The organism is Kordia sp. (genome assembly GCF_965283645.1).
Classification (GTDB): domain Bacteria; phylum Bacteroidota; class Bacteroidia; order Flavobacteriales; family Flavobacteriaceae; genus Kordia.
The window spans coordinates 182,944-206,667 of sequence record NZ_CBDIPG010000001.1; the positions used below are offsets into that span (position 1 = coordinate 182,944).

The 23,724-nt window shown below is 31.2% G+C and carries 28 protein-coding genes; 24 read left to right on the top strand and 4 right to left on the bottom strand.

From position 1 onward, the window contains the following. Window positions 1–43: 43 nt before the first annotated feature. Window positions 44–607, bottom strand: coding sequence for an ExbD/TolR family protein (locus ACQ654_RS00820; RefSeq protein ID WP_430408408.1), 564 nt, complete (start codon window positions 605–607; stop codon window positions 44–46). A 619-nt stretch (window positions 608–1,226) separates the two neighbouring features. On the opposite strand from ACQ654_RS00820, the gene ACQ654_RS00825 reads away from it, so the two are divergent. From ACQ654_RS00825 to ACQ654_RS00835, 3 genes are all read left to right on the top strand, one after another. Beyond that, window positions 1,227–3,161: a CASTOR/POLLUX-related putative ion channel gene (locus ACQ654_RS00825; RefSeq protein ID WP_430408409.1), complete on the top strand. Its 1,935-nt coding sequence runs from the start codon at window positions 1,227–1,229 to the stop codon at window positions 3,159–3,161. A 117-nt stretch (window positions 3,162–3,278) separates the two neighbouring features. Beyond that, window positions 3,279–3,464 (top strand): hypothetical protein, encoded by a 186-nt coding sequence (locus ACQ654_RS00830; protein WP_430408410.1) that lies wholly within the window; start codon window positions 3,279–3,281, stop codon window positions 3,462–3,464. Window positions 3,465–3,625: 161 nt separating this feature from the next. Then, window positions 3,626–3,769 carry a hypothetical protein gene (locus ACQ654_RS00835; RefSeq protein WP_430408411.1) on the top strand — a complete coding sequence of 48 codons (144 nt, stop codon included), beginning with the start codon at window positions 3,626–3,628 and terminating at the stop codon, window positions 3,767–3,769. A 114-nt stretch (window positions 3,770–3,883) separates the two neighbouring features. On the opposite strand, the gene ACQ654_RS00840 is transcribed toward ACQ654_RS00835, so the two are convergent. Further along, on the bottom strand, window positions 3,884–5,020 hold the full coding sequence (locus tag ACQ654_RS00840) for a sodium:calcium antiporter (RefSeq protein WP_430408412.1): 1,137 nt from the start codon (window positions 5,018–5,020) through the stop codon (window positions 3,884–3,886). 64 nt (window positions 5,021–5,084) lie between these two features. Further along, window positions 5,085–6,335, bottom strand: a complete 1,251-nt coding sequence (locus ACQ654_RS00845) for a S41 family peptidase (RefSeq protein WP_430408413.1) — start codon at window positions 6,333–6,335, stop codon at window positions 5,085–5,087. Window positions 6,336–6,620: 285 nt separating this feature from the next. On the opposite strand from ACQ654_RS00845, the gene ACQ654_RS00850 reads away from it, so the two are divergent. The 5 genes from ACQ654_RS00850 (at window position 6,621) to ACQ654_RS00870 (ending at window position 10,404) form a co-directional block, all read left to right on the top strand. After that, a complete protein-coding gene (locus ACQ654_RS00850) occupies window positions 6,621–7,082 on the top strand; it encodes a hypothetical protein (protein ID WP_430408414.1) in 462 nt (153 codons plus the stop codon). A 32-nt stretch (window positions 7,083–7,114) separates the two neighbouring features. Further along, window positions 7,115–7,492, top strand: a complete 378-nt coding sequence (locus ACQ654_RS00855; protein ID WP_430408415.1) for a hypothetical protein — start codon at window positions 7,115–7,117, stop codon at window positions 7,490–7,492. 157 nt (window positions 7,493–7,649) lie between these two features. Continuing rightward, window positions 7,650–8,117, top strand: a complete 468-nt coding sequence (locus ACQ654_RS00860) for a nuclear transport factor 2 family protein (RefSeq protein WP_430408416.1) — start codon at window positions 7,650–7,652, stop codon at window positions 8,115–8,117. A 279-nt stretch (window positions 8,118–8,396) separates the two neighbouring features. Continuing rightward, window positions 8,397–10,163 (top strand): APC family permease, encoded by a 1,767-nt coding sequence (locus ACQ654_RS00865; RefSeq protein ID WP_430408417.1) that lies wholly within the window; start codon window positions 8,397–8,399, stop codon window positions 10,161–10,163. A gap of 103 nt (window positions 10,164–10,266) precedes the next feature. After that, complete coding sequence (locus ACQ654_RS00870; RefSeq protein ID WP_430408418.1) at window positions 10,267–10,404, top strand: hypothetical protein; 138 nt, start codon at window positions 10,267–10,269, stop codon at window positions 10,402–10,404. A 93-nt stretch (window positions 10,405–10,497) separates the two neighbouring features. Here ACQ654_RS00870 and ACQ654_RS00875 read toward each other — a convergent pair whose 3' ends face one another. Then, complete coding sequence (locus ACQ654_RS00875; protein WP_430408419.1) at window positions 10,498–10,731, bottom strand: hypothetical protein; 234 nt, start codon at window positions 10,729–10,731, stop codon at window positions 10,498–10,500. 370 nt (window positions 10,732–11,101) lie between these two features. On the opposite strand from ACQ654_RS00875, the gene ACQ654_RS00880 reads away from it, so the two are divergent. From ACQ654_RS00880 to ACQ654_RS00955, 16 genes are all read left to right on the top strand, one after another. Beyond that, complete coding sequence (locus tag ACQ654_RS00880; protein WP_179020613.1) at window positions 11,102–12,151, top strand: TIR domain-containing protein; 1,050 nt, start codon at window positions 11,102–11,104, stop codon at window positions 12,149–12,151. A gap of 255 nt (window positions 12,152–12,406) precedes the next feature. Beyond that, on the top strand, window positions 12,407–12,724 hold the full coding sequence (locus ACQ654_RS00885; protein WP_430408420.1) for a hypothetical protein: 318 nt from the start codon (window positions 12,407–12,409) through the stop codon (window positions 12,722–12,724). Window positions 12,725–12,727: 3 nt separating this feature from the next. Next, on the top strand, window positions 12,728–13,105 hold the full coding sequence (locus ACQ654_RS00890; RefSeq protein ID WP_430408421.1) for a hypothetical protein: 378 nt from the start codon (window positions 12,728–12,730) through the stop codon (window positions 13,103–13,105). A gap of 298 nt (window positions 13,106–13,403) precedes the next feature. Beyond that, window positions 13,404–13,637: a hypothetical protein gene (locus tag ACQ654_RS00895; protein ID WP_430408422.1), complete on the top strand. Its 234-nt coding sequence runs from the start codon at window positions 13,404–13,406 to the stop codon at window positions 13,635–13,637. 146 nt (window positions 13,638–13,783) lie between these two features. Continuing rightward, on the top strand, window positions 13,784–14,302 hold the full coding sequence (locus ACQ654_RS00900; protein ID WP_430408423.1) for a RidA family protein: 519 nt from the start codon (window positions 13,784–13,786) through the stop codon (window positions 14,300–14,302). A 191-nt stretch (window positions 14,303–14,493) separates the two neighbouring features. Next, complete coding sequence (locus tag ACQ654_RS00905; RefSeq protein WP_430408424.1) at window positions 14,494–14,934, top strand: hypothetical protein; 441 nt, start codon at window positions 14,494–14,496, stop codon at window positions 14,932–14,934. A 164-nt stretch (window positions 14,935–15,098) separates the two neighbouring features. Beyond that, window positions 15,099–15,464, top strand: coding sequence for a hypothetical protein (locus ACQ654_RS00910; protein WP_430408425.1), 366 nt, complete (start codon window positions 15,099–15,101; stop codon window positions 15,462–15,464). Window positions 15,465–15,476: 12 nt separating this feature from the next. After that, entirely contained in the window at window positions 15,477–15,749 is a 273-nt protein-coding gene (locus tag ACQ654_RS00915) for a hypothetical protein (protein ID WP_430408426.1), read from the top strand. 305 nt (window positions 15,750–16,054) lie between these two features. Continuing rightward, window positions 16,055–17,008 carry a hypothetical protein gene (locus tag ACQ654_RS00920; protein ID WP_430408427.1) on the top strand — a complete coding sequence of 318 codons (954 nt, stop codon included), beginning with the start codon at window positions 16,055–16,057 and terminating at the stop codon, window positions 17,006–17,008. Between the two features lie 280 nt (window positions 17,009–17,288). Continuing rightward, a complete protein-coding gene (locus ACQ654_RS00925; protein ID WP_430408428.1) occupies window positions 17,289–18,773 on the top strand; it encodes an amidohydrolase family protein in 1,485 nt (494 codons plus the stop codon). Window positions 18,774–18,936: 163 nt separating this feature from the next. After that, window positions 18,937–19,701, top strand: coding sequence for an alpha/beta fold hydrolase (locus ACQ654_RS00930; protein ID WP_430408429.1), 765 nt, complete (start codon window positions 18,937–18,939; stop codon window positions 19,699–19,701). A 113-nt stretch (window positions 19,702–19,814) separates the two neighbouring features. Next, window positions 19,815–20,270 (top strand): OsmC family protein, encoded by a 456-nt coding sequence (locus ACQ654_RS00935; RefSeq protein WP_430408430.1) that lies wholly within the window; start codon window positions 19,815–19,817, stop codon window positions 20,268–20,270. A 208-nt stretch (window positions 20,271–20,478) separates the two neighbouring features. Further along, complete coding sequence (locus tag ACQ654_RS00940) at window positions 20,479–21,081, top strand: hypothetical protein (RefSeq protein ID WP_430408431.1); 603 nt, start codon at window positions 20,479–20,481, stop codon at window positions 21,079–21,081. Between the two features lie 455 nt (window positions 21,082–21,536). After that, window positions 21,537–22,121, top strand: a complete 585-nt coding sequence (locus ACQ654_RS00945) for a Crp/Fnr family transcriptional regulator (protein ID WP_430408432.1) — start codon at window positions 21,537–21,539, stop codon at window positions 22,119–22,121. Window positions 22,122–22,421: 300 nt separating this feature from the next. Further along, on the top strand, window positions 22,422–22,808 hold the full coding sequence (locus tag ACQ654_RS00950) for a VOC family protein (protein WP_430408433.1): 387 nt from the start codon (window positions 22,422–22,424) through the stop codon (window positions 22,806–22,808). 412 nt (window positions 22,809–23,220) lie between these two features. Then, complete coding sequence (locus tag ACQ654_RS00955; protein ID WP_430408434.1) at window positions 23,221–23,682, top strand: VOC family protein; 462 nt, start codon at window positions 23,221–23,223, stop codon at window positions 23,680–23,682. The last annotated feature ends 42 nt before the right edge of the window (window positions 23,683–23,724 follow it).

The window sequence follows — 23,724 nt, forward strand, 5'->3', positions numbered from 1 at the left end:
CATTAAAAAAGCCCGAAACAGTAGTTGTTTCGGGCTTTTTGTATTACTGATTCAAATCTGCTTCTGTAATACGAAACGGATACGATTCTTGTAACTGAAGAACTTCTTCCTCGGTTAACTGATCTACTTTTTTATTGAATTTCATTTGAGACAATTCTTGACGCAATTCGTAATATGCGCCAACCAATTCATCTTGAATTTCAATATAATTATCATACGTAGATTCACGATCGGTATGAATGGCAATTACTGCTTTCTTAGGATTGTCAGACAATGTTAAGTTTTTCTCACCATGACAATATTCACAGCTTTCATCTCCATTATTGTCAACAAATGCCTTAATACTCGCACGCAATTCGTTAATAGAAATCAACTCATTATTTGCCATCAATTCGTTGTTTCGATTGAGTTTAATGGTAAAAATATTCTTTTCATGCAATTCGGCAGTACAATCGACGCCTTCGGGACAAGATTTGGGCATAACGCCTTCAATTCCTTGATCTTCAGGAAACGTAGTGGTGACCAAAAAGAAAATTAATAGTAAAAACGCAATGTCGGCCATAGAGCCTGCGTTAAGTCCGGAAATGGTTTTTCTAGATGCTTTCATAATAATTCGGTTTTAATGTTAAAGAAAAGTTAACATCAAATTTAGTGCCGAAAACGTGTGCAAAATTGATAGTTATGAGGTCGAATTTTAAAATTTTAAGAAATAAAGAGATAACAACGGAATTGCAAAGCGTAGCTTCAAACATGTAGTGTATGAACGAATGTTGCGTAGTAATTTCCTATAAATTATCTTGATTTTTTTGCCTGGCTTATCATGAGCATCGTAGAAGGATTTGTATCAAGACAAAAACGAACGTTATCATAAAGTTTTTCATATAATTATAAGATTAAAAACCCATTGTACATTTTGATAAAATTCGTCAATTCGAGTAAATTTTATGATTGAAAATGAGTAAAATTTGTATCGAGAATAGAATATTTTACACTAAACTGGTTCTCGATATGATTTTTCGTACCTCAAAATCACTATAACTGACGCTTCGTTATACTTTTGAATTCAAAATGCACAACGGATGGATTAAATTATAAATACTATTGAACAGATTTCAAAAAAGTAATATTTAATTAAAGTCATTTAAATTATTATATTTACTCAGCCAAGAGAAATTCCCACCATTCTCATTTCATAAAAACTGTACCATAACCAACCAATTCCAATAATGAAAAACTCCCTAAAAGAAAAGTTCTATTATCGTTTAGAACGCTTTATGAGCAAAGGCGGATCGTCTATCTTTTTAAGTTTACTAGTCTTATTTATCTTCTCGTTTTTAATTTTGATGGGCTTACGATTGTTACTAATTACGCTATTTCCAGGATTAGATTACAATGGAAATCCATTCCGCGATATTTGGATTACGTTCCTTGAAATGACAGCTACAGGAAACATGAATCAAGATAATTTAGCGCCAGCTTGGCTAAAAATTATGACCGTGATTTCAGGTCTGACAGGCGTTATTTTACTATCCATGTTGATTGGTTTTATTACAACTTCATTAAATAAGATGTTGTATGAATTTAGAAAGGGTAGAGGAAAGATTATAGAATCAGATCATACGTTAATTTTAGGTTGGAATGAACGCGTGGTAGATATTATTCGTGAATTGATTCTTGCCAATGAAAGCGAACGCAAAGCATGTGTGGTAATTCTTGCGGAAGCAGACAAAGAATATATGGACGATTTGATATCGAAACGTTTGCCAAATACCATGACAACTGAAATTATTACAACACAAGGTGATTATGCAAATATAAACGAATTGGAACGTGTTAATGTAAAACACTCAAAATCCATTATCATTTTGGCAAACTGTACAGAAAGTGCTTCTAAAGATAAAAAAGTGGCTTCTGATGTACAATCTATTAAATCAATTTTAGCAATTACTTCGTGTCAAGGTGGTAAAAATGAATTGCCAATTGTAGCCGAAGTTTTTACAGAAGAAAAACGTGAAATTATTAGTTTCTTTGAAGATGAAAACATCATAGCCATAGATAGTTGGACTATTATGGGTAAACTATTGGTTCAAACATCGTTGACCAGTGGTTTGGAAATGGTTTACAACGAAATATTATCATTTGATGGTTGCGAAGTATATTTTCATGAAGACCAATGGAACAATATAAGTTTTTATGATTTAGCCTATTATTTAGAAGATGGAATTCCACTGGGAACCTATTCAGAAGAAGCAGGACTAATTTTACGACCAGATCGTGAAACGGTACTTAAAAACGGCGATCAAGTAGTAATTTTGGCAGAAGATGATTCTACGATTAAATTGGGAACACATAAAAAATTCTCACCAAAATCAATTCCATTAAAAGATGAAAAGCTATCACAAGTTCAGAAGAAAATTTTAATATTAGGTTGGCATAAAGTAGCGGAAATCTTTATAGAAGAAGCCACTGATTATCTTATTGAGAACTCTGAATTTGATATTTTGTTCCACCAACCAACAGCCGAATTGGAAGAAGTGATTGTTCATTTAAAAGCAACATATCCTGAGTTTAAAATCAATTTGATCGATTCCAATCCACTAGCCATTGAATGTTTAGAAGAAATTAATCCTTCCAATTATGACAATGTTATAGTATTATCGCAAAGCATGAAGGAGGAAAGTGCGGATAAAATTGATTCGGATACATTGATCATTCTACTCATGTTACGAAAAATTATCACCGATTTTGAAAACACACATTTACTAACACAAGTATTAAATTCTGAAAATCAGGAAATTATCAATCAAACAGATGTAGATGATTTTATCATTAGCAACAAGCTGATTACCATGATTTTAGCGCAATTAAGCGAAGAGCCATTAATCAAAACCTTCTATGACGATATCTTTTCAGAAGATGGAAGTGAAATTTATGTAAAACCAACAACATTGTACTTTGAAGAGTTTCCACAGAAAATCACTTTTGCAGAAGCAATGGAAATTGCCAACAAGCGTGACGAAATCTGTTTGGGAATTAGAAAAGGCGATTTGAGCAAAGATGTCGCGTCTAATTTTGGGGTGACACTGAACTTGGAAAAAGATCAAGAAATAGAATTGAATGCGAATGATTTCTTGGTGGTTTTATCGGAAGATGAATTGTAAAAGCTTATAATTTATAAATGACGAGTACAAAAAGACTTTTTAAGTAATAATTCTTTTTTTTTATCGCATATATACGAGTAGTTTTATTGGATAATTTAATTAATAAAATTTTTAATCATGAAAAGTAAACATTTAAAGAAAATTACATTAAACAAAAGATCAATCTCTACATTAACATTAGGAAATGTAAAAGGAGGAGCAACAACTTTTGAACCAATAAAAATAGACACAGCAACATTTCAATCTTCGTATTGTGCTGACACAAGAGAAGATTATACTTGTGGTTATTGTACAGTTGCTTAACAAACAAAACAGTATAGAAAGCGAGCTTTGGCTCGCTTTTTTTATACCATATTCTTAAAAAAATGACAACCTTTGATTCATAAACTGTAGGTTACAACTGTTGTTTCTCGTTTTTGGACTTCTTAATTTCATACCATTATTAATTATTAAAACATTTTATTATGAAAAAAAGAAGATCAAGATTAGCGTTAGTAAAAAAAGTAATTTCAGACTTAAATGTAGGATTTATTAAAGGTGGTAGAAAACCAAAATCAGGATATGCTTCGTGTGACAGTTTATTGGAACAAACATATACTAATTGTTAATACACTAATTAATAGTTTTGTTTGCAAAGAATAGAATTTAGTGTAAACATAGGTTTAGTCATGGTCAGAAGAAATTTTGATCGTGGCTATTTTTTTTAATTTAAATAGAATCGATTATAAAAGTGTACTAAAAAATCGTGAAATTGAAGATAACCCATCAGAAATTCCTGTAACAATACGTAAATCACTGTTCATTCCTTTTAAAATAATATATACCACAAACAACGCGTACAGGCTAATTAGTAAGTATCCATGCGACTTTTTTATGGTTTTTGGAACCAAATAAATAAAGAATGCTACAATCGTTACAATCAACAACAATACACGCAATTGTCCCACATTTTCAAGTGTTCCGGGACTCATGGTAATGGGACCATATAGCAATGTAAATAAAAATAACGGGAAACCTAAGGCGAAGCAAATATCAAAAATATTACTTCCGAGTGCATTTGCTACGGCGTCATCATAATTTCCTTTCATAGCATCTTTCCAAGAAATAATTGTATCAGGAACACTCGTTGCGGCAGAAGCCAACACAACAGAAACAAAGTAGATTGGCATACCAATAGCTTCACCAAACTGTTCACAAGCTTCCACTAACCAATAACAGGCGATTCCTATAAAAAATACAGAAATTAACATTAGCATCCATGCTTTTCCAATAGTAATTGTGCCATTTCCTAAAACGGTTGTTGCAAAATCACCTTTGCAAAACGCAACCATTCTATTGCCGCCAGCTGCTTCCGCTTCATATTCATTGTCAACATCTCCAGAACCTTGACTCGTAAGCATATACGTAATATACACTACATACATAAGCATTAATACCAATCCATGATACCAATACAATTCTGTTCCGGTAATTAATAAAATTAGTACTATTTCACATAAAATAAGTGAAATTCCGTCACGTTTTATCACCTTCTTAGAAACATCAATTCGGTCAACAATTCCTTTTCCAATAACCGCCATAATTACTACGGCAGGAATAATCATTGCGTTAAAAACGGCACTTCCAGCTGTAGTTCCAATTCCGCCCGAAAAACCATCTTTATCTTTTAATACAAATAAGAAAAATAGGGTAGTGAATAACTCAGGCAAACTACTTCCAATAGCATTTATAGTAGCACCTTTTATTCCATCTTTCATGTTCCGACCTAAGTAGTCCGAAGCCATTTCAAAGCCGTCACACGCTCTCCAAATAACAATACATGTAATAAAAATTAATCCTAAAGAGGAAACTACTGCCATGAGTATTTTGTTTAATACGCAAAGCTAAAGATTTAAACAGACATTAAATAATTTAGTTTTTTAATTATTTATGTTTAATGTATTCAAGAAGTTTGTTGCGTCTTTCGGTTTTACTCGAAGCTTTTAGTATTAGATCAGGAATTGTTTTTGTTTCATCATTAGGGCTTCCGTCAGGATTTAATCCCATTTCTCCCGTAAATCGTATAACAATACCACTGTTAGGAAGTGTTAGGAGTAAAGGATCTGTTCCGACACCATCTCCACTTGTTTTTTCTCCAACAACCGTTGCAAATTTTGTTGCTTTACAGAAATAAGCCAATGCTTCTGAGCTAGAAAATACTACATCATCTACCAAGAGATAAATTTTACCCAAATACTTTTTATGAGTAGCACTTGGTGCAATTTTCATGCTATCTCTTCTGAACAGATAACTACCATCTTTTAACTCTTTAGGCATATTAGGCAATCCAATTTCTTCGTAAGTAACAATATTTTCAAAATAAAAAGGCTTAAATTTTTTTAATCGATCAGAATTCTTAAATGCATAAACCACAGGAGCATTAATAGTGTTTTTGATCAAATGAGGAATCATATTATTCATCCAATATTCGGTACTTCCACCTGAATTGCCTTGTATGTCTATGATTAGATTTTTATAATTATGAGCTTTTTTAAAAAAGTGCATTAGTGTAGTAGCATCATTTTCGACATAATCATAGCTAAACGACTTTACTTGAATGATTGCAGTTGATAGTGAGTCTATAAAATTGATTTCAACATTTTCGAAAACTTTTGTTTTAACTTCGTTGACATTGGTTTCATGATCGTTGTTTTTCTTTTCAGGAAAGAAAAGTTCTAAATTAATATCGTTCCAATATTTAGAACGAATAGTGTCCGTTTTTTCTAACTCTCTCACGTAAATAGCATATATAGTATCTTGAGTCGCGGCTTGTTTGTAAGCATCATAAAAATAAGTATAAATGCTGGTAGGATAAGCGTCTGTATGACCATTATTTAAATCATTCATAATTCCACTAAAAACTTTAAAAAACGCTACATCATTTTTTGTATTCTTTATTGCTTTGATATATTTTTTTTTATTCGAAAGCCAATCGGTAGTAAACACTCTTTTATTTATTCCAAAATATGGATACGATTGTTTAAGTTCTTGATATAAGTAGTTAAAATCGGCTAATTTCTCTTTTGTGGATAGTTCTTTTTGTGCGAAACACGGATTGATAAAAAAGATTGCTACTACTGACGTAAACAGTGTTTTTACTATCGTAGAATAAAAAGGGGATGTTTTGAAATTCATTACTTTATACTATTAAAATATACTAATTTTCCTAACGAAACTAAACTTACACAACATACCAACGAAAAAGAACGGTAAACTTCTGTAATACCCATATTAATTTCTGAATGAACTTATTTAGGAAAATCGATGGAGAGAGAACAGTTAAAGTCCTAATTTATGATTTTGATTTTTATTAGTAAAAACGTAGTTTCGACTTCAAAGAAAAACGAAACTAATATAGGTTTAGTTATAGTAGAAATATTCGGAATTCTGTATATTTATGCATTGTATGCAATTTGAGAAATGGAAATAATAATCACTAAAGGAAAAAACAGGAATACACTGACTTGTAAAAGAAAGGATGGAACCGTAACAAGTTTCAATCTTGGACCTAATATCCCAAATCATGATATTGCTCACTATGTTGTTGAAAAAGAATTCAACTTAGAAAATGGATTTTATGGAAAGGTTAAATCTGGAATGACTATAGAAGAATTGTCTGATAAAGAAATAATCAAAAACTTAGGTTCGGAAACTTGGCTATCTGAAATAATGGCAAGAAATCTTCAGTCTATTGGTTCTGGAGCTGCAAAAATTGAACAATTCATTGAATTAATAAATTGGGAAGCGCAAAACATTGACGGAATTAAAGTTCCAAATATGAATTTGACTGATATTGAAAAAATGAAATTAAATTTTGACCAGTTATGTGAGAAATGGAACTTGATACCTGAAAACGGAGAGTTAAAACTAATTTTTGAATGAAAAAACTGCATACAACAACCTCAATTTGAGAAATGACCACACCAAAAGAAATTTACGATACTAAAAGAACAAATTTTGTCGAAAAAACAAAGTTGCATTTTGAATTTCTGACATCTGAATTTGATTTTGACGCGCCTAATTATACGTTTACGGAACAACCAAATGGAACTGTAACAACGGACAAATTTGAATTTAATAATTCGGGCAAAAATCTGAGAATAAGTATTTCAAACGCTTATCATCCTGTGGACTACGGATTTGAAATAAATTTTACGGATTTAAATACTGGAGCGGAAGAAATGATTCATCACGTGCTGAAAGAAAATCAAGACATTGAACAAAGCTATCTCGAAAAAGCATCGGAATATTTAAAAACTGAATACGGACAAAGATTACGCAGAAAGCACTGATGAATAAGCCGAATAAAAAACTGTGTACAGCATAGCCTACTCGGAAAATTCTACGGATTTTCCTCTGGTTCGTTTTCTTTTGCTAATTTAGTCCTTAACCAACGCATCACACCATATACAAACACGTAGGTACAATTGAAAAAAAACAAAGTGACATATGATAACACATTTTAAAATATTTATTTCTACAATTTTACTTCTTTTTGCAACGAATCAAATTACAGCGCAAGATGCTACAAAAGCTCATAAAGATTCATTAAAAATCGTAGTCAAAAAATATTATGACTTAAACCTTAAAACATTTCAAGTTAACTCAACGATAAAAGATATCGATAGAATTTTTGAACTTTTTACAGATGACTTTACATATGTTCATCCAAAATATGGAGGAACTTACACTCGAGAGGATTTGTACAATGGTTATGTACGAAATCAAAAAAATGGAGGATATGATGGAAAAGTCACGGATATTAAAATACTAAATAAAATTGTCGGACTGAATGCCGTAGTTGTTCAAAGAATATATGTGGAAAAAAAGGGTGACGGAATTAAGGAAGGAGAACCACAAATGACATTTTTTGAGTTTAAAAAAGGAAAAATATCTAGAATCTTTGAATATTGGTAGTTCAATAAAAAACTGTGCATGGGGACACATTGGAACTGAAAGGAATATCCGAATTTAAATTTGATGATAAAAAATAAAAGTATAACTGACAAAAGTTAAATACAGACTATGTTTCACACAGCAACCGTTACCACACAATTTATCTTTAAATACTTCCAAAGTAAATAAATAGTCTCTGAGCAAATCAACGAGGTATGTTTCGAAAATAAATTTTGAGCCAAGTTTCAGAAAATTAAATCCTCAATAAAGGATTAAAATAAAAAAAGTAGATTTCATTACATGGAAAAAAAAGTCAAAAAGTTAGGTCAATTAGCAGCTACAGCAATTAGCGGAAACGACATAAGTTCATCAGTACTATATGTATCTGCGTTAGCAATTGCTTTTGCAGGACAATACGCTTGGATTACACTACTTATTGTATCCTTAGTTTTATTCTTATATCGAAAAATATACGGGGAAGTTGTAGGTGCATTACCGCTTAATGGAGGTGCTTACAACGCTTTATTAAATACTACTAGTAAATCTACGGCATCTTTTGCGGCCACGTTAACCTTATTGTCCTATATGGCAACTGCTGTAATTTCGGGGAATGAAGCTATTCATTATCTGCATCACATTATTCCTGCTATGCCCATTATACCTATAACTATTGTATTACTTGGCATATTTGCTGTATTGGCTATTGGTGGCATTTCAGAATCTGCTAAAGTAGCTATTGGAATTTTTATTTTTCATTTAAGTTCTTTAGTGCTATTAAGTGGATTTATCATCTATTATCTCACACAAACAGGAACGAGTACATTTTTTGAAAATTGGAACCTACCATTATCAGGAAACGGATCTATTACGAATGCTATTTTCCTTGGCTTTGCAGCATCGATGCTTGGTGTTTCTGGGTTTGAAAGTTCTGCAAATTTTGTAGAAGAGCAAAAGAAAGGAGTTTTTCCAAAAACATTAAAAAATATGTGGATCGTAGTAAGTATCATCAATCCGTTAATGGCAATTTTTGCATTGGCGCTATTTACCATACCTGTATTACAAAGTGGTCCCTATCAAAATACACTTTTAATAGAAATGGGGAAACACGTTGGAGGAGAAGCAATTGCCTACATAATAGCAATTGATGCTTTTTTAGTTTTAAGTGGCGCAGTATTAACAAGTTTTGTTGGAGTTACAGGTTTGCTAGAACGTATGACTTTAGACAGAATTATGCCACCATTTTTTCTTAAAAAAAATAAACGAGGTAGCTCCTACAGAATCATTCTAATGTTTTTTATACTTTGTGTATCTGTGCTTCTAATTACCAAAGGAAATGTAAAACTATTAGCTGGTGTTTATACAATTTCGTTCCTATCTGTTATGGCGTTATTTGGGATCGGAAATATTTTATTAAAAGTTAAAAGAAATCAATTGCCTAGACCAGAAAAGGCGTCTTGGCTTTCTGTCCTTATTGCGATTGCGGCTGTTCTTGTTGCACTTGTGGGTAATATTATAATGCCTTCAAAAGATGGATTGCCTAGTAACGTAACTGTTTTTCTATACTACTTTATCCCTTCAATGCTTTTTATAATTGTAATGTTGAATAGAACACTATTTTTAAAATTAGTATTGAAAACTATCGACGCAATCTTTGATCCGATACGCAAGAGAATGATACGATTAGATAAAAATATTCAAAAGACAATAGATGTTATTAACTCACAAGAATTTGTCTTTTTTACAAGGTGCAATAGTATTGAAGAACTCAACAAGGTAATGTTATACATATCTAATAATGAGCACACTAAAAAAATAAAAATCGTTACCATTACAAATAAAGACAATAAACCTCCCGAAAATTTAGCTGAAGAAATTGACTTTTTAGACAGAGAATATCCAAAAATTGATATTGAACTTGTCATCAAAAAAGGAACCTTTTCACCTGATTTAGTGAATAGTCTTTCGAAAAAATGGAATATTCCAATAAATTTCATGTTCATGGGCTCACCAAGTAATCAATTTCCCTATAAAATAGAAGAGTTCGGCGGTGTAAGACTAATAATATAAAAGCTCAGAAACAAATAGAGCAATAGATACATTAAAATTGCTATAACCTGTACAAAGTAATTTCTCAAGAAAATCATCAAAATACATCTACACTATTGCCAATGTGGCACTTTTGATACAATCGCCTGTGTATTATGGACACAATGTCCCTGTTGCAACACGTGATTATGCCAAAACAAACAAATGGATTGGTACAATGTTATACGCTGACGAACGTCCGTTTTTATTTAAAAAACTATAAATAATTCGTTTGAAAGTACAAACGATTTCAGGCATCCAATTTACAAATCATATCGAGCGTCGTTGAGATACAATCGAACTGTTTTAGTGGAATTTATAGTTTGTATGGACGTTGCTGACGGTTTAGAAGGCGTGTTGCACCTCTGCGAGAACGTTTCAAACACGTTGGAAAGCGTGTTGCACCTCTGCGGGAACGTTTCCAATACGTTTGAAAGCGTGTTGCAGGTCTGCGAGAACATTTCAAACGCGTTGGAAAGCATGTTGCAGGTCTGCGAGAACGTTTCCAACGCGTTGGAAAGCGTGTTGCATTGTTGCGGGAAGCTTCCAAACGGCTTTTTATTGCGAATTATTCAATGAAACAATAAAAAAACATAATTTTATTGAAAAATTCGTAAAATGGTTATTTTAACCGTCATTGCGAGAAGTGTAACCGACGAAGCAATCTGTTTACTCTAAAACACAATTGTCATTCCTGTATGGGCAGGTAACTATTTTCATATTATTGTATATCACGAATTCACGTATTATTTTATTTGAATTACGGAAAACCTCATTGTGTATATATAATCTTTGTATTACTTTTATGGGAAATAACAGGAAGTTGATATAAAATTAGTTCCTGTTATTTATTAAATTTGGTATGATATACGGAATTTGGTATATACGTACGTTGGCGGTAATTTGAGGAACAAATCTAAATGAAAGAAAATTTTGTAATTTTTTATTCTTGGCAATCCGATTTAGCTGGAAAATCAAATAGAAATTTAATAAATTCCAGTATCGAAAAAGCAATAAAAGATTTAAAGAAAAATAGCCAAAAGGAATTTAAACTTGAAATCAACCTTGATAGAGATACAAAAAACAAAAGTGGAAGTCCTTCAATATCAAAGACGATTTTTGACAAAATAGATATTTCAGATATTTTCATTGCCGATGTAACTATTATCAATAATTCGTTAATTAATAGAACTTTAAAAAACCGATTAAATCCAAATCCGAATGTTTTAATTGAATTAGGTTATGCAATAAATAAGCTTGGTTGGGAAAGAATTATTTGTATTAACAATCAAAATTATGGAAAAAATGAAATTCTTCCATTTGATATTCGTGGTCACCGAATAACATCGTATGATAGCAAACATAAGAATAGTAAAGAACTACTAAAGTCAACTTTAAAGTCAGCTATTTCATCAATAATAAATGATTACACCAATATTGAGGACAGACACAAATTAACCGAACACAGTCGTCACGATAAATTGATTTGGGAAAGATTTACTGCAATTTGCTCTGAAACAATGCTTTTTGACAGTATTTCTTTGGCTGTAAATAGTTTGTTTTCTAATAAGTATTATTACGATAAATGGGACAGTTTTGCTAATTTTTATCGAACTTCAGACAATCATTTCATCGACCGAAACTTGCATCTTAAAACAAAGAAATTTTTACACGAACTTGACAGATTTAATTCTATATGTATGACTCATTTTTTCTCGAAGAAAGATGATGCAATGGACGAAATTAGAGCAATGAAGTCGGCTGGAATTGAAATTACGGAAGACATTAAACTTGAATACTATCAAAGAGTAATTTATATAATTAAAAAAGACCCTTACAGAGACGAGGAATGGCGAGACGCAGACAAAAGAAATATGAGAGTACAAGATGAATTATTTGAAAAAGGAGAAGAACTCAAAAAAGCGTATCAAGACTTAGTGCTAGAAATTAAAAGAAAAGGGTTGAATTAAAAACTACCGCCAACAATGTATATAAAACATAGCTATTATATGCTTTCCGAAAGGTTTTTGTATATTCAAGAAGACCGCCAAATTTTTAAATTTGGCTTTTAGTAAAATAAAGATAAAGATAAAGATAAAAATTTAAAAATTCGGCTCGTGTATAAACCGAAAAGTTAGCGTTTATTTATACGCTACGTTCCATATACGGAGACGTTGGCAACAAGCTGAAGGAAAATCCTGCTAAACATTAAAATTGAGATAATTATGATGAATAATCCGAATAATATTAAATTACCTGATGGACTTACAAAAAATGGGTTTTCTGAATCAGATAAGGAAAATGACCAAATCGATAAAAATAAATTAGAGCATATTATTAATTTTATTGAACTTCGATTTGATAAAACAAAATCTATAAATAAAAAGCGTTCAAGTTATGGATTAAAACATCTTGTTGAAAGAAATATTGACACGTACGTTTCAAATGGAGAATTAATTGCATCAATGATAATTTGTGACTACAAATACAAAGTTGACGGAATCAAATGCTATTTTAATGTTACTACTAATTCTGTAAAATAAATTATGGAAAGAGAAATTAGAGAAAAATTAATAGAACTCGCACGAAAAAAAACACCTTGGACTTATTCTCAACTAAATGAACAACTATTATTAGGACTGAATTTTAAAAATGGTTATGATAGAGAACTAATTGGCGAATTCCTTGGCGATATTTCTATTTATGAATATGAGAAAGGAAGACCTTTATTAAGTTCTTTAATAATTCATAAATCCAATGACCGAGAACAAGGAAATGGATTTTACAAACTCTGTAGCAAAATTTATGGAAAAGAATGGGAAGAGTTAAAAGCTGACAAAGATTTTGAATTAGAAAGAATGAAAGAGTGCTATTCCTTTTGGAAAGACAACGAAAATTACAAAAAATTCAAAAACGATTATTAAAGCCTGTTGCCAACACCGTGTATAATTCATTGCTAGTTATAGCCTACTTACGAAAGTCCTCGCGGACTTTCTATCTGTGATTTATTTGCTAACTTTATTGCTTAAAACACGCAACTAATCTTATACAACAACGTTAGCTACAATTTGAACAAATGAAATCCCCAGAAAAATATCGAACTAAACGTATATTGGTATATCGTTGAGATTATTGAAAAATGCGAAACTAAAACTGAATAAAAAATGTAGCCTTGATATTCCAAATTGAAAGAAATTAAGTAAATTCACAAAAAATGAAAATATGTTATTAGATGCTATTTTAAAAGCAATTAAAGAGATTGAATCAATCGATGAACGTTCAAAAGATATGAATCGAGTTTTGGAAAATTTGAAAGATACGGTTAACGTCCGAATGAAAGAAAATTTGATGGACTTTATGAGTGTCGGAGAGAAGATGGGTTATGATGAAATTAAAAAACAGTTGACTGACTTGATTGGGTTTATTGATTCGGTAGAAGAAAAAAATAAAAAGTAGCTAACAAAACATATATATAACATTGTGTAAATCTGCATTAAAACGCAGTTTACACTTGACGTTGTGCGTCATACTGAAAAACAAAAATCAATATAAAACGGGACAGCCGAAAACCCGACCAAAGTAGGCTCTAAACAATCAGAATTATGAAAAAAACAACCGACCGACTGACTTTTATCACTGCACTTTTTGTATTGGCTTTTACTTTCCAAAGTTGTGAACAAAAACAAAAGGAAGAAACAAAAGAAGTTGAAAAAGAAGTAATAGTTAAATCCGAGAAACCTGAATATTTCCTATTGCGACCTGATGTAGAAAAGGCTTACGGATATTCTCACGCTGTAAAAATTGGAAATGACATTAAAGTCTCTGGAGCTGTAAGTATGGATGATGAAGGAAATCCAACTGCTGTTGGCGATATTGAACAGCAGATGAAAAACTGTTATGCTGATTTGGAAAAAATATTAAAACACTTTGGTTGCACATTTGATGATGTTGTAAAAGAAGATATTTTCACAACTGATATGGCACAAATGCTGGAAAAATCAGCATATCGAGCTGAAATTTATAAAAACGGATTTCCAACTGGCTCTTGGCTTGAAGTAAAGGGATTGGCACTTCCTGAATTTATGGTTGAAATCGAGCTTGAAGTACATAAATCGGAATAAAAAGTACGAACGCGCAACAATGTATTACCGCAATTATGGCAGATTTGACTACGTCCTAATCCACTCGGAATTGCTAAAGTCTGTGCTAAACAGAAAATTAACACACATTAACCCGTAACTGACGGTTGTACGAGATCGTTGTTTGTCATTTAGAAACTGACATCATTTTTAACCTTTACAATATTATTTGAATGAAAAAATTATGTTACTTTTTACTAATCGGAATTTTATTTATCTCCTGTTCATCTGATGACAATCAGAACAACAATCCTGCACAAAGTTTAGATGAAATAATTCTTGAGAATTCTTGGTTTTTTCAACGACATGGAGAGATTTGTTCAAACGGATTTGATTTAGATGCTGGTGATCCATATGAATTTAGGTTTTTATCAAATAACACAGTTGAATTTACTGATCCTGGTTATTTAACAAGTTCGTCGTATGAATTGAATGGAAATCAATTAACTCTTGAGACTATCTATACACTTCCATCTGGCAGTATGCGAAAATTTATTGGGAATTACACATATTCAGAAATAAATGAGAATTTTACAGGAGATTCCACATTTACCGCTTATAATGACACTGAAACACTTTGGACTTGCGATGGAACTTCAAGTGTTTTTAGATAATTTAAAAATAAATAAAAACGCCACACAACAAAGGGAATAATTAATGGCTTTGACAAGTGTTTATTTGGGAAATTCCTTCGGAATTTTCTCGGGTTCGTTTTTGTTTACTAATTTAGTTGCTTAACCGCGCAAACCATACAAGAATACGTTACCAGCAAGCTAAAATGACGAACACACATAAAAATATCGAAACGCCATTCAATGACGAATTCTGTACTCAATTGGAATACCGACTTTGTCACGAATTGGAAAAATCGACTGACCCAAATTTAAAAGGATTTTGGTGTGACGGAATTTCTTGGTTTCCGACCGAAAATCAATTGACGAATAAATACTTGAATGATAATCGGAAAATAGAAACAAAAGCTTGGATTGGTAAAGACGGAAAAGAAGAGTATCAAACGACAGTTGTATTTGGACAAGAAACCTTGAGCAAATACGCAAGAGGGTTTAATTTGACTGAAACAATTGCTCAATTGGAATTGAACTCGGAATGGATTGAAATTGACATTGAAAAACATGACTATTGATATTTTTCTGTTATGAAAGCTCTAATTTCGGACTTAAGGAAAGCAGAAAGGATTTTATCTGAATATTCGGGAGGTTATTCGGGCGAACATTCATCTGCAGAAGAGTTTCATAAAGATTTGGTTGACAGAATTACGAAATTGGAAAATGGAGATGAACAAGTAATTGATGATTTATGGATTTGGTTTGCACCAACTTGCCAATGGGATGACTTTGTTGGAAATATTGATTTAGGAGAAAGAATATTTCAAAGATTGAACAGAATTAAAAATAAAGCCAGCAGGTAACAATCTATATAATACAAAATCAACTCTTTGAAAAAAACTCATAAAATCTAGAGTTGTAGATGTTAAAAACTGCACACGCCTTACCTATATAAAGTACATCCTTTTTTCATTTCAAACGGATTTTAATGCTCATTTGGGCTCTTTTTTGAACTCCTGTTTTTTACTTGAATTTAATTTGTATTTTAGTCCAATTAAGAATGCAAAAAACATATATATAACATTGTGTACATCTGCATTAAAACGCAGTTTACACTGAACGTTGGCATTCATTGCGAAACTCATAAAAAACAGAAAATCTATATCCAATGAGAATTAAGAATTTGAAAAATATAAAAGATTTACTCATTATAATTTACTTACTTAGCCTTAGTACTTCTTGTCAAGAAAGTAAAAGGTCAAATTTCACCTTACTTAGTGAGCAAATCCCGACTGATACCACATTGACTTTTGGAAAAGGTATTATTTCAACCGAACACTCTCATGAATCTTCGATTACTTTCAATTCGGATATGACCAAGTTGTTTTTCACTCGTAGAAAACCTAAAGAAAAAAATAAAATTTACACCATGAAACTAATTGATGGTAAATGGTCAAAACCAAAATTAGCATCATTTTCATTGAACAAAGAGTATTCTGATTATCGTCCTCGCTTAAATCCCAATGGAGATTTACTTTACTTTAGTAGTACAAGACCATTAAAAGTTGCTATTGAACCATCAGGATCACATCAATGGTACATTAAAAAAAATGAAAGTGGATGGGGGAAACCCATTCCTTTAGAAGAGCCATTTGTAGATAAATCTATAATTGATTTGACATCTTCTGAGAATGGTAATCTATATTTTACTTCAAATAAGAAAGATGCCAAGCCTCAAGATGAAGGAATTTATTATTCCATTAATCAAGAGGGTCAATATACAACTATTGAAAGAATGGGTAAGGAAATAAATTCTCCTGACAATTGGACTTGTTGCCCCTATATAGCACCAGACGAAAGCTATATTATTTTCGATAGTCCAAGAACTTCTGGATTTGGGGATGCTGATTTATATATCAGTTTTAATAAAAATGGCAACTGGACTAAATCTTATAATTTGGGCGCTAAAGTAAATACTAAATATGGTGAAGGTTTAGCAACTGTTTCACCCGATGGAAAGTTTTTGTTTTTTTATAGAAGTGAAGTGAATAATGGAGATATTTATTGGATAGATTTTATTCAATTAAAAAAAGAAATTCTAGAGAATATTAACTCCAACTAACATCTGCATTTACTTAAAAACTAATACAGGTTTTTTAGATAACATAAAAACAACGAAATGGCAACAACCCGTATAATTCACTGCTAATAAAGGCTTATTTACGAAAACCCTCATGGATTTTAATGCTCATTTGGGCTCTTTTTTGAACTCCTGTTTTTTACTTGAATTTAATTTGTATTTTAGTCCAATTAAGAACGCAAAAAAACATAATATATAACATTGTGTACATCTGTATTAAAACGCAGTTTACACTGAACGTTGCTACTAATTAAATACAACGATGAACAAAATAACATCATTAATACTTCTTTGCTTAATAACAATTTCTTGTAAAACCAGTAAAATTGAAATTTTATTAAAGAATGGATTACTTCTTGAAAATGCCACAATTATTTCGCCCGAAAATCAAACTTTAACAAAAGATAGTTATGTGGTTACAGATGGAGATGAGATTAAATATGTCGGAACTGACAAACCTACTTTAATTGGTAATTTTAAAACAATTGATGTAAAAGGAAAATATATAATTCCAGGACTAATAGACAGCCACGTACACGTGACAAGTACGGATGCACTAACAGATAAAGAAGAAATCGAAAATCCTGAAATTGTAAATGATTTTAGAAATCAACTTCCTAAAAGTTATTTATACTTTGGTTACACAACCTTAATTGATTTAGGTACTGCAAAACCTAAAAGGTTATCATTATTTAATGAAGCTAAAATTAAACCTGATTTATATTACGTAGGTGGAGGAGCTGTTATAGGAAATGGATATGGATTAACTAATTGGAATGATGAAATACCAAACTTTATTTATCAAGAAAATGAAGCATATCCTATACCAAAAAAGTACAATAAACAAAATCATTCACCAAATGCTGTAGTTAAGCGAATTGCTGAATCAGGCGCTATTGCAGTCAAAACATATTACGAACCTGGTTTTGACCCAACTAAACCAGCATTTCCTGTTCCATCTGTACAACTGATGTCGGAATTAAAAGAAGAAACTCATAAGAATAATTTAGTTTTAGTTGCCCACGGAAATTCTATAGAGGCTCATCGATTTTTAGGAAATGTAGATGTTGATATTATTGCTCACGGCCTTTGGAATTGGGAAAAATACAGATTAGATAATACAAATGAAATACCTAAAGAAATAACTGAAATATTAGATGTTGAAATAAAAAACAATATCGGTTATATGCCAACCTTACAAGTAATTAATGGGTTAAGAACGCTCGCAAGTTCTGACTTCTTAAACAATCCTGAATTAAAAAATGTTCTTCCCAAAAATTTAATCGACTACTACAACGAGAATGCAAATAATATGTATACTTCTGTATTTGGAGACGCACCTAAAAATATTATTATAAACAATTTCAATCGAATTTCAAATCAAGGAAAAGCTGATTTAAAGTATATAAATGACCATAACGGTCTGATTTTATTTGGTACGGATACACCTTCTTCACCTACATATGGAAATCCACCTGGCTATAATGGCTATTTAGAAATGTTAGAAATGAAAAATGCAGGAATTCCACTGAGTAAAATATTCACTTCTGCAACTATTGAAAATGCAAAAGCATTTAAAATTGATAACATTTATGGAACAATTGAAAAAGGTAAAAAAGCAAATATTCTTTTGTTAGACAAGAATCCATTAAAAGATATTTCCGCTTACAATAGTATCATAGAAGTAATTATTGGTGGAAAGGTTATAAATAGAAATCATCTTTCTGCGTATAAAACTGAAGAATAAACTAGTAGTAAGTAACACCGTATATAATTTATTGCTTGCCTACTTGCGAAAGTCAGCGAAGACTTTCTTGGTCGGTAATTATTTACTAAATTAGTTGCTTAAAACACGCAACAAACCATATACAAAAACGTTAGTAGCAATACAATAATCCTCTAAATTTAATATGACAAAAAAAATAATTCCTAAAAAATCTAATTATATACAGATAAATGACACTCAACTTTACTATGAAATTTATGGAGAAGGTCAACCTCTTTTGTTATTGCATGGTTTTACGCAATCTTCTATTGCTTGGTTAGAATACGTAAAAGAATACTCAGATAAATTTCAAGTATATTTAATTGATTTAAGAGGACATGGAAAATCTAGTATATTTAAAGAGAAATTCTCTGTTCAAGAAGCATCTGAAGATGTACTTAAGCTAATGAAACATTTAAATGTTAAAAAAATTAAAGGAATCGGGTTAAGTTTTGGAGGAGATGTGCTACTACAATTAAGCAGTATGAATCCAGAACTAATAGAATCAATGATAATCATAGGAGCGAATGGAGACTGGAATGCCCAAGATTTTCCAGCTATGCTTAATACCTTCAACTATGATAATATTGATAATTTTAAATGGATAGAAGAGTATCATTCAGGAGGATATAAACAAATAAAAAGCCTCTTAGACCAATTACCAAACTATAAAATCAAGTTAACAGAAGAGGAATTAAAAAGAATAAAAGCAAAGACTTTACTTGTTTTGGGAGATAAAGCTGAACAAATTTCTATAAGTTCAGTAGTTACTCTACATGAAACTCTTAAATATTCTAAATTATGGATAGTTCCCAATACTGGACATTATGCTCACGATGGAGATAATAGACATGAGTTTTTAAGATTATCAAATAAGTTTCTCTCATCAGAACAAGCAAAAAGCTACTAACAACACCTAAACTGCATTAAAACGCAGTTTACATTAAACGTTGGTAATACTAAAACATACAGAATAAGCCGAAAACTGAATAGAGTAGGCATAATTAATAAACAATACTAAAAATGGAGAATTCTCATTTAGAAACATTTAAAGCACAAGCACAAGGGAATGGATGGCCGACTAAAGTTAATATTGTAGATACCGAATGGAATCTACAACTAGATGAACCAAAAGATGACGGTGGATCAAATTCAGGTCCAAATCCTATGCAATATTTTATTGCTTCATTAGCAGGGTGTCAAAATGAACAAGCTCAAGTTGTTGCTGAAGAACTTGGTTTGAGCATCGATCAAATTAACATAGATGTTGAGATTGATCTTGATCTTTCTGGCTTTATGGGAACATCAGATCATTCAAATGGCAGCTATAAGAATGTTCGACTTAAGACAACTGTGGATGGAAAAGTAACTGATGAACAAGTAAAAACCATGGGAAAAAAAGTAGATAATCGCTGTCCAATCTTATCTTTATTACGAACAAGTAACTGTAAAATTGAAAGTAATTGGAGTAAGAAGTAACTACTACCAACAATGTATATAAAGCATAGCTAGAATTGGTTTTTCGGAAGGTTCGTGTGTATTTGCAAAGTCACCAAATTTTTAATTTGGTTATATTTATAAAAACAAAAAGTAAACATAAAAATTAAAAAAATCGGCTCGTGTATAACCTAAAAGTTTAGCATCTATTTATACGCTAGGTTTTATACAGCAACCGTTAACAAACATATTGAAAAATATCTCCTACATATTATTTATAATTCTCATTTCTTGTTCCTCATCGAGAAATAGACAAGTTTCGCTTGAAGGTAGATACAAAGCAAAAGTAGATAAAGGTTTGATTGAGATTGTTTTGGAAAAGAATAACCGATTTAGTTTCAGAAACGTGATAGGCTTAATTGATACTAAAAGTAAAGGTGATTGGATTTTAAAAGAAAATAAAATAATACTCAATAGTGACTCGACTTATTTAAAAAACAAAATATTCGTGGATGAAGTTAAGGCTGAAAATGAACCATATTTTAAAATTCATTACCCATATAAATTGGCAGCTTACGGTGCATACGTTATATTTAATAATAATAAAGAAGAATTTGGTTATTCAATCGATGATAACGGAACAATAAATCTTCCAAAAGAACTCAAAGCAACAAACTTCAAAATCTATAATTTAGGAATAGAATTTAATTATGAAGTATTGTCGGGTAATAGTTTTGAAGTGACAATATATTCCGATGACTTAAGCAAGACATATTTTGAAAACGAAGAGTTTATTGTTAAAAGAAATAAGCTAATTTCAGAAGAGAGAACTATATTCGTGAAAAGAAAATGAAGAGAAAAACATTTGCTAACAATAGATATAAAAACAGCGCGAGCATTTGAAAACACAAAGGTTAGGTGCTTTTTCGAAGTCGCCAAATTTTTAAATTTGACAAATTCCAAAAAATAAAATAAACAGTAAAAATTAAAAATTCGGCTTGTGTTAATCCGAAAAATTATCGCTTATTTTTTATCGCTACTTTTTATATACGAGACGTAGCACATTTGAGGAACTATGAAATCTCAATTAAAATATATCGAATTGAAAAGTGGATTTGGTGTTTACTTGCAAAATTAACTACTAAACCACGCTACTAACCATACACAACACGTTGTATGTCATTTAAAAAAATGTCCCCACAAATATCTCTGTCAATTTTCGAATTATAAAAAACAAAAACAATGTCATAAGACAACTCAGGTTAAATTAATTAGTAATAACTTTGATTCCATTTAATAAAATTTGAAGTGTATTTAGAACTGGAAAATTACATAAAAAATCGTGTAGCTGTCAAGCAGAAAGAATTAGAACAAATAACCTCATGTTTCAAGCCTGTTAAAACAGTTAGAAATGAAATATTATGCAATTTTGGTCAAGTGTGTAATTACTTTTATTTTATAAAAGAAGGATGTTTGAGGCTCTACGAGATAGATGATAAAGGAAATAATATAACCGGATATTTTGCTTTGGAGGATAGTATCATCTCAGCAAACACTAGTTTCATTCTTCAAAAACCTTCTAGAGATTGTTTGGTTTCATTAGAACCTTCAGAATTGTTGGTAATTTCACGCAATGATTTTTACAAATTAGTTGATACTAATCCTTCTTTTGCGAGCATCTATCATCAATTTATAGAGTTTGCATTTATTCATTCGCAAATGCGTATTTATAGTTTTTTAGGAATGGAAGGGATTGACAAACTCAAATGGGTAATGGAACACGAACCCAAATTACTTTCTCGAATATCCAGTAAAGCAGTTGCTTCTTATTTAGGAATGACAAATTCTACTTTAAGCAAACTTCGTTCAAAACTAAATCAAACGTTGTCTTAAGACAGCATCTATATATTCAATACTCACCAACTTTGTATAGTTGTTTGGCAATTCAGCTAGGCAATCAAAAACATAAAAATTATGAGTGTTGCTCTTAAAATGATAAATATATTAACCATTAACTAAGCATCATATATAATTGATTAATAGTAACTTTAGACTCTTAGTTGATCCGGAATCTGCGCAAGAGTGATAATCTTTATAATTTTAAATATTTTGCAGCCATCCTGAATAATTCACTAAAAAATAGAATTAAAATAAACCATTAATCATATATTTAAGCATCCTAAATTTCAATACATGCATACCTTTTCATTCGATCACATGGCACTTTCCGTAAAAGATGTCAATGAATCTATCCAATTTTATCAAAAAGTACTTCAACTCAAAGAAATTGAGAATACTGCTTCAGACTCAAAAACCAGATGGCTATCTTTTGCCGATGGCAGACAACTTCACCTAATTCCACGCCCAAATTCTGAAATAAAAACAAATAAAGCTGTTCATTTTGCATTAAACACAGCTGATCTAAATTCGTTTGTCAACAACCTAAAAGCATTACAAATTGACTACTCTGATTGGCTTGGCACACCAAACAAAGACTACATCCGAAAAGACGGAATACAACAAGTATACTTTCAAGATCCTAATGGTTATTGGATAGAAATAAATAACAATCATTCATAAAATTAATTGATACTAGAAAACGTATGAAAAGAATAATAATCTTTTTCGAAATAGAAAACCCCGAATATGTAAACAAAAGAAGAAAGGAAATTGGTTTGGCAGGAATTAAAGGTTTTGCAAAACAAAGAGGAATCGAATAAAATATTACTCAAAAGGAAAATAACACTTTTTCACAGCATTTGTACACATTCCGTACGGTGATCAGTTAACTGAATTGTCACTAATTGACATTGTATTTTTAGAATAAATACTAACAATAATAAAACGCACCATATCAGCTATTTGCCGTGTCTGTACTTGAAAAATTATACTTCAATAAACTCAATAACCGTTTAGATTTTCTATTCGGTTTTTATTTGTTAAATTAGGTGTTTAAGTTGCCAATAAATCATACACAAAACTAAAATCAACCATGATAAAAGGACTTTACGAAACGCATCTATTTGTTGAAAATCTTGAACGTTCCATCGAATTCTATTCAAAAATACTCGGATTGAAACAATGTCGCTATGGTGCAGAACGTAGAATAGCCTTTTTTTGGATAGGAGAAGACAAACAAGCGATGCTCGGTTTATGGGAAAAACCTAAAGAAGAAATTGACATTCGTCATTTTGCTTTTCAATGTGAACCTGAATGGATTTTAAATGAATCGGTTAGTTTTCTACAATCTCGAAATATAACTTGCTGGAATTTTCTAAACGAAGAAATCGAAAGACCAATGGTATTTTGTTGGATGCCAGCAATATCTATATATTTCAGCGATCCAGACGGACACGAACTTGAATTCATTGGAGTTTTACCTGGCAAAACAAAATCTGATGCAGAAAAACGAGTAGTTACCTATGAAGAATGGCTGACTATAAAAGATGAATAAAGACAAAATCTAAGTCGTATCTTTACCATTCGTAAAAGAATT

Bases quoted from the DNA above. Each gene is read 5' to 3' on its own strand.
- ACQ654_RS00925 (WP_430408428.1), top strand. From the start codon at position 17,289: ATGAACAAAATAACATCATTAATACTTCTTTGCTTAATAACAATTTCT.
- ACQ654_RS00950 (WP_430408433.1), top strand. From the start codon at position 22,422: ATGCATACCTTTTCATTCGATCACATGGCACTTTCCGTAAAAGATGTC.
- ACQ654_RS00935 (WP_430408430.1), top strand. From the start codon at position 19,815: ATGGAGAATTCTCATTTAGAAACATTTAAAGCACAAGCACAAGGGAAT.
- ACQ654_RS00850 (WP_430408414.1), top strand. From the start codon at position 6,621: ATGGAAATAATAATCACTAAAGGAAAAAACAGGAATACACTGACTTGT.
- ACQ654_RS00930 (WP_430408429.1), top strand. From the start codon at position 18,937: ATGACAAAAAAAATAATTCCTAAAAAATCTAATTATATACAGATAAAT.
- ACQ654_RS00840 (WP_430408412.1), bottom strand. From the start codon at position 5,020: ATGGCAGTAGTTTCCTCTTTAGGATTAATTTTTATTACATGTATTGTT.
- ACQ654_RS00825 (WP_430408409.1), top strand. From the start codon at position 1,227: ATGAAAAACTCCCTAAAAGAAAAGTTCTATTATCGTTTAGAACGCTTT.
- ACQ654_RS00900 (WP_430408423.1), top strand. From the start codon at position 13,784: ATGAAAAAAACAACCGACCGACTGACTTTTATCACTGCACTTTTTGTA.
- ACQ654_RS00890 (WP_430408421.1), top strand. From the start codon at position 12,728: ATGGAAAGAGAAATTAGAGAAAAATTAATAGAACTCGCACGAAAAAAA.
- ACQ654_RS00885 (WP_430408420.1), top strand. From the start codon at position 12,407: ATGATGAATAATCCGAATAATATTAAATTACCTGATGGACTTACAAAA.
- ACQ654_RS00915 (WP_430408426.1), top strand. From the start codon at position 15,477: ATGAAAGCTCTAATTTCGGACTTAAGGAAAGCAGAAAGGATTTTATCT.
- ACQ654_RS00895 (WP_430408422.1), top strand. From the start codon at position 13,404: ATGTTATTAGATGCTATTTTAAAAGCAATTAAAGAGATTGAATCAATC.
- ACQ654_RS00910 (WP_430408425.1), top strand. From the start codon at position 15,099: ATGACGAACACACATAAAAATATCGAAACGCCATTCAATGACGAATTC.
- ACQ654_RS00860 (WP_430408416.1), top strand. From the start codon at position 7,650: ATGATAACACATTTTAAAATATTTATTTCTACAATTTTACTTCTTTTT.
- ACQ654_RS00835 (WP_430408411.1), top strand. From the start codon at position 3,626: ATGAAAAAAAGAAGATCAAGATTAGCGTTAGTAAAAAAAGTAATTTCA.
- ACQ654_RS00905 (WP_430408424.1), top strand. From the start codon at position 14,494: ATGAAAAAATTATGTTACTTTTTACTAATCGGAATTTTATTTATCTCC.
- ACQ654_RS00845 (WP_430408413.1), bottom strand. From the start codon at position 6,335: ATGAATTTCAAAACATCCCCTTTTTATTCTACGATAGTAAAAACACTG.
- ACQ654_RS00855 (WP_430408415.1), top strand. From the start codon at position 7,115: ATGACCACACCAAAAGAAATTTACGATACTAAAAGAACAAATTTTGTC.
- ACQ654_RS00880 (WP_179020613.1), top strand. From the start codon at position 11,102: ATGAAAGAAAATTTTGTAATTTTTTATTCTTGGCAATCCGATTTAGCT.
- ACQ654_RS00955 (WP_430408434.1), top strand. From the start codon at position 23,221: ATGATAAAAGGACTTTACGAAACGCATCTATTTGTTGAAAATCTTGAA.
- ACQ654_RS00865 (WP_430408417.1), top strand. From the start codon at position 8,397: ATGGAAAAAAAAGTCAAAAAGTTAGGTCAATTAGCAGCTACAGCAATT.
- ACQ654_RS00830 (WP_430408410.1), top strand. From the start codon at position 3,279: ATGAAAAGTAAACATTTAAAGAAAATTACATTAAACAAAAGATCAATC.
- ACQ654_RS00920 (WP_430408427.1), top strand. From the start codon at position 16,055: ATGAGAATTAAGAATTTGAAAAATATAAAAGATTTACTCATTATAATT.
- ACQ654_RS00820 (WP_430408408.1), bottom strand. From the start codon at position 607: ATGAAAGCATCTAGAAAAACCATTTCCGGACTTAACGCAGGCTCTATG.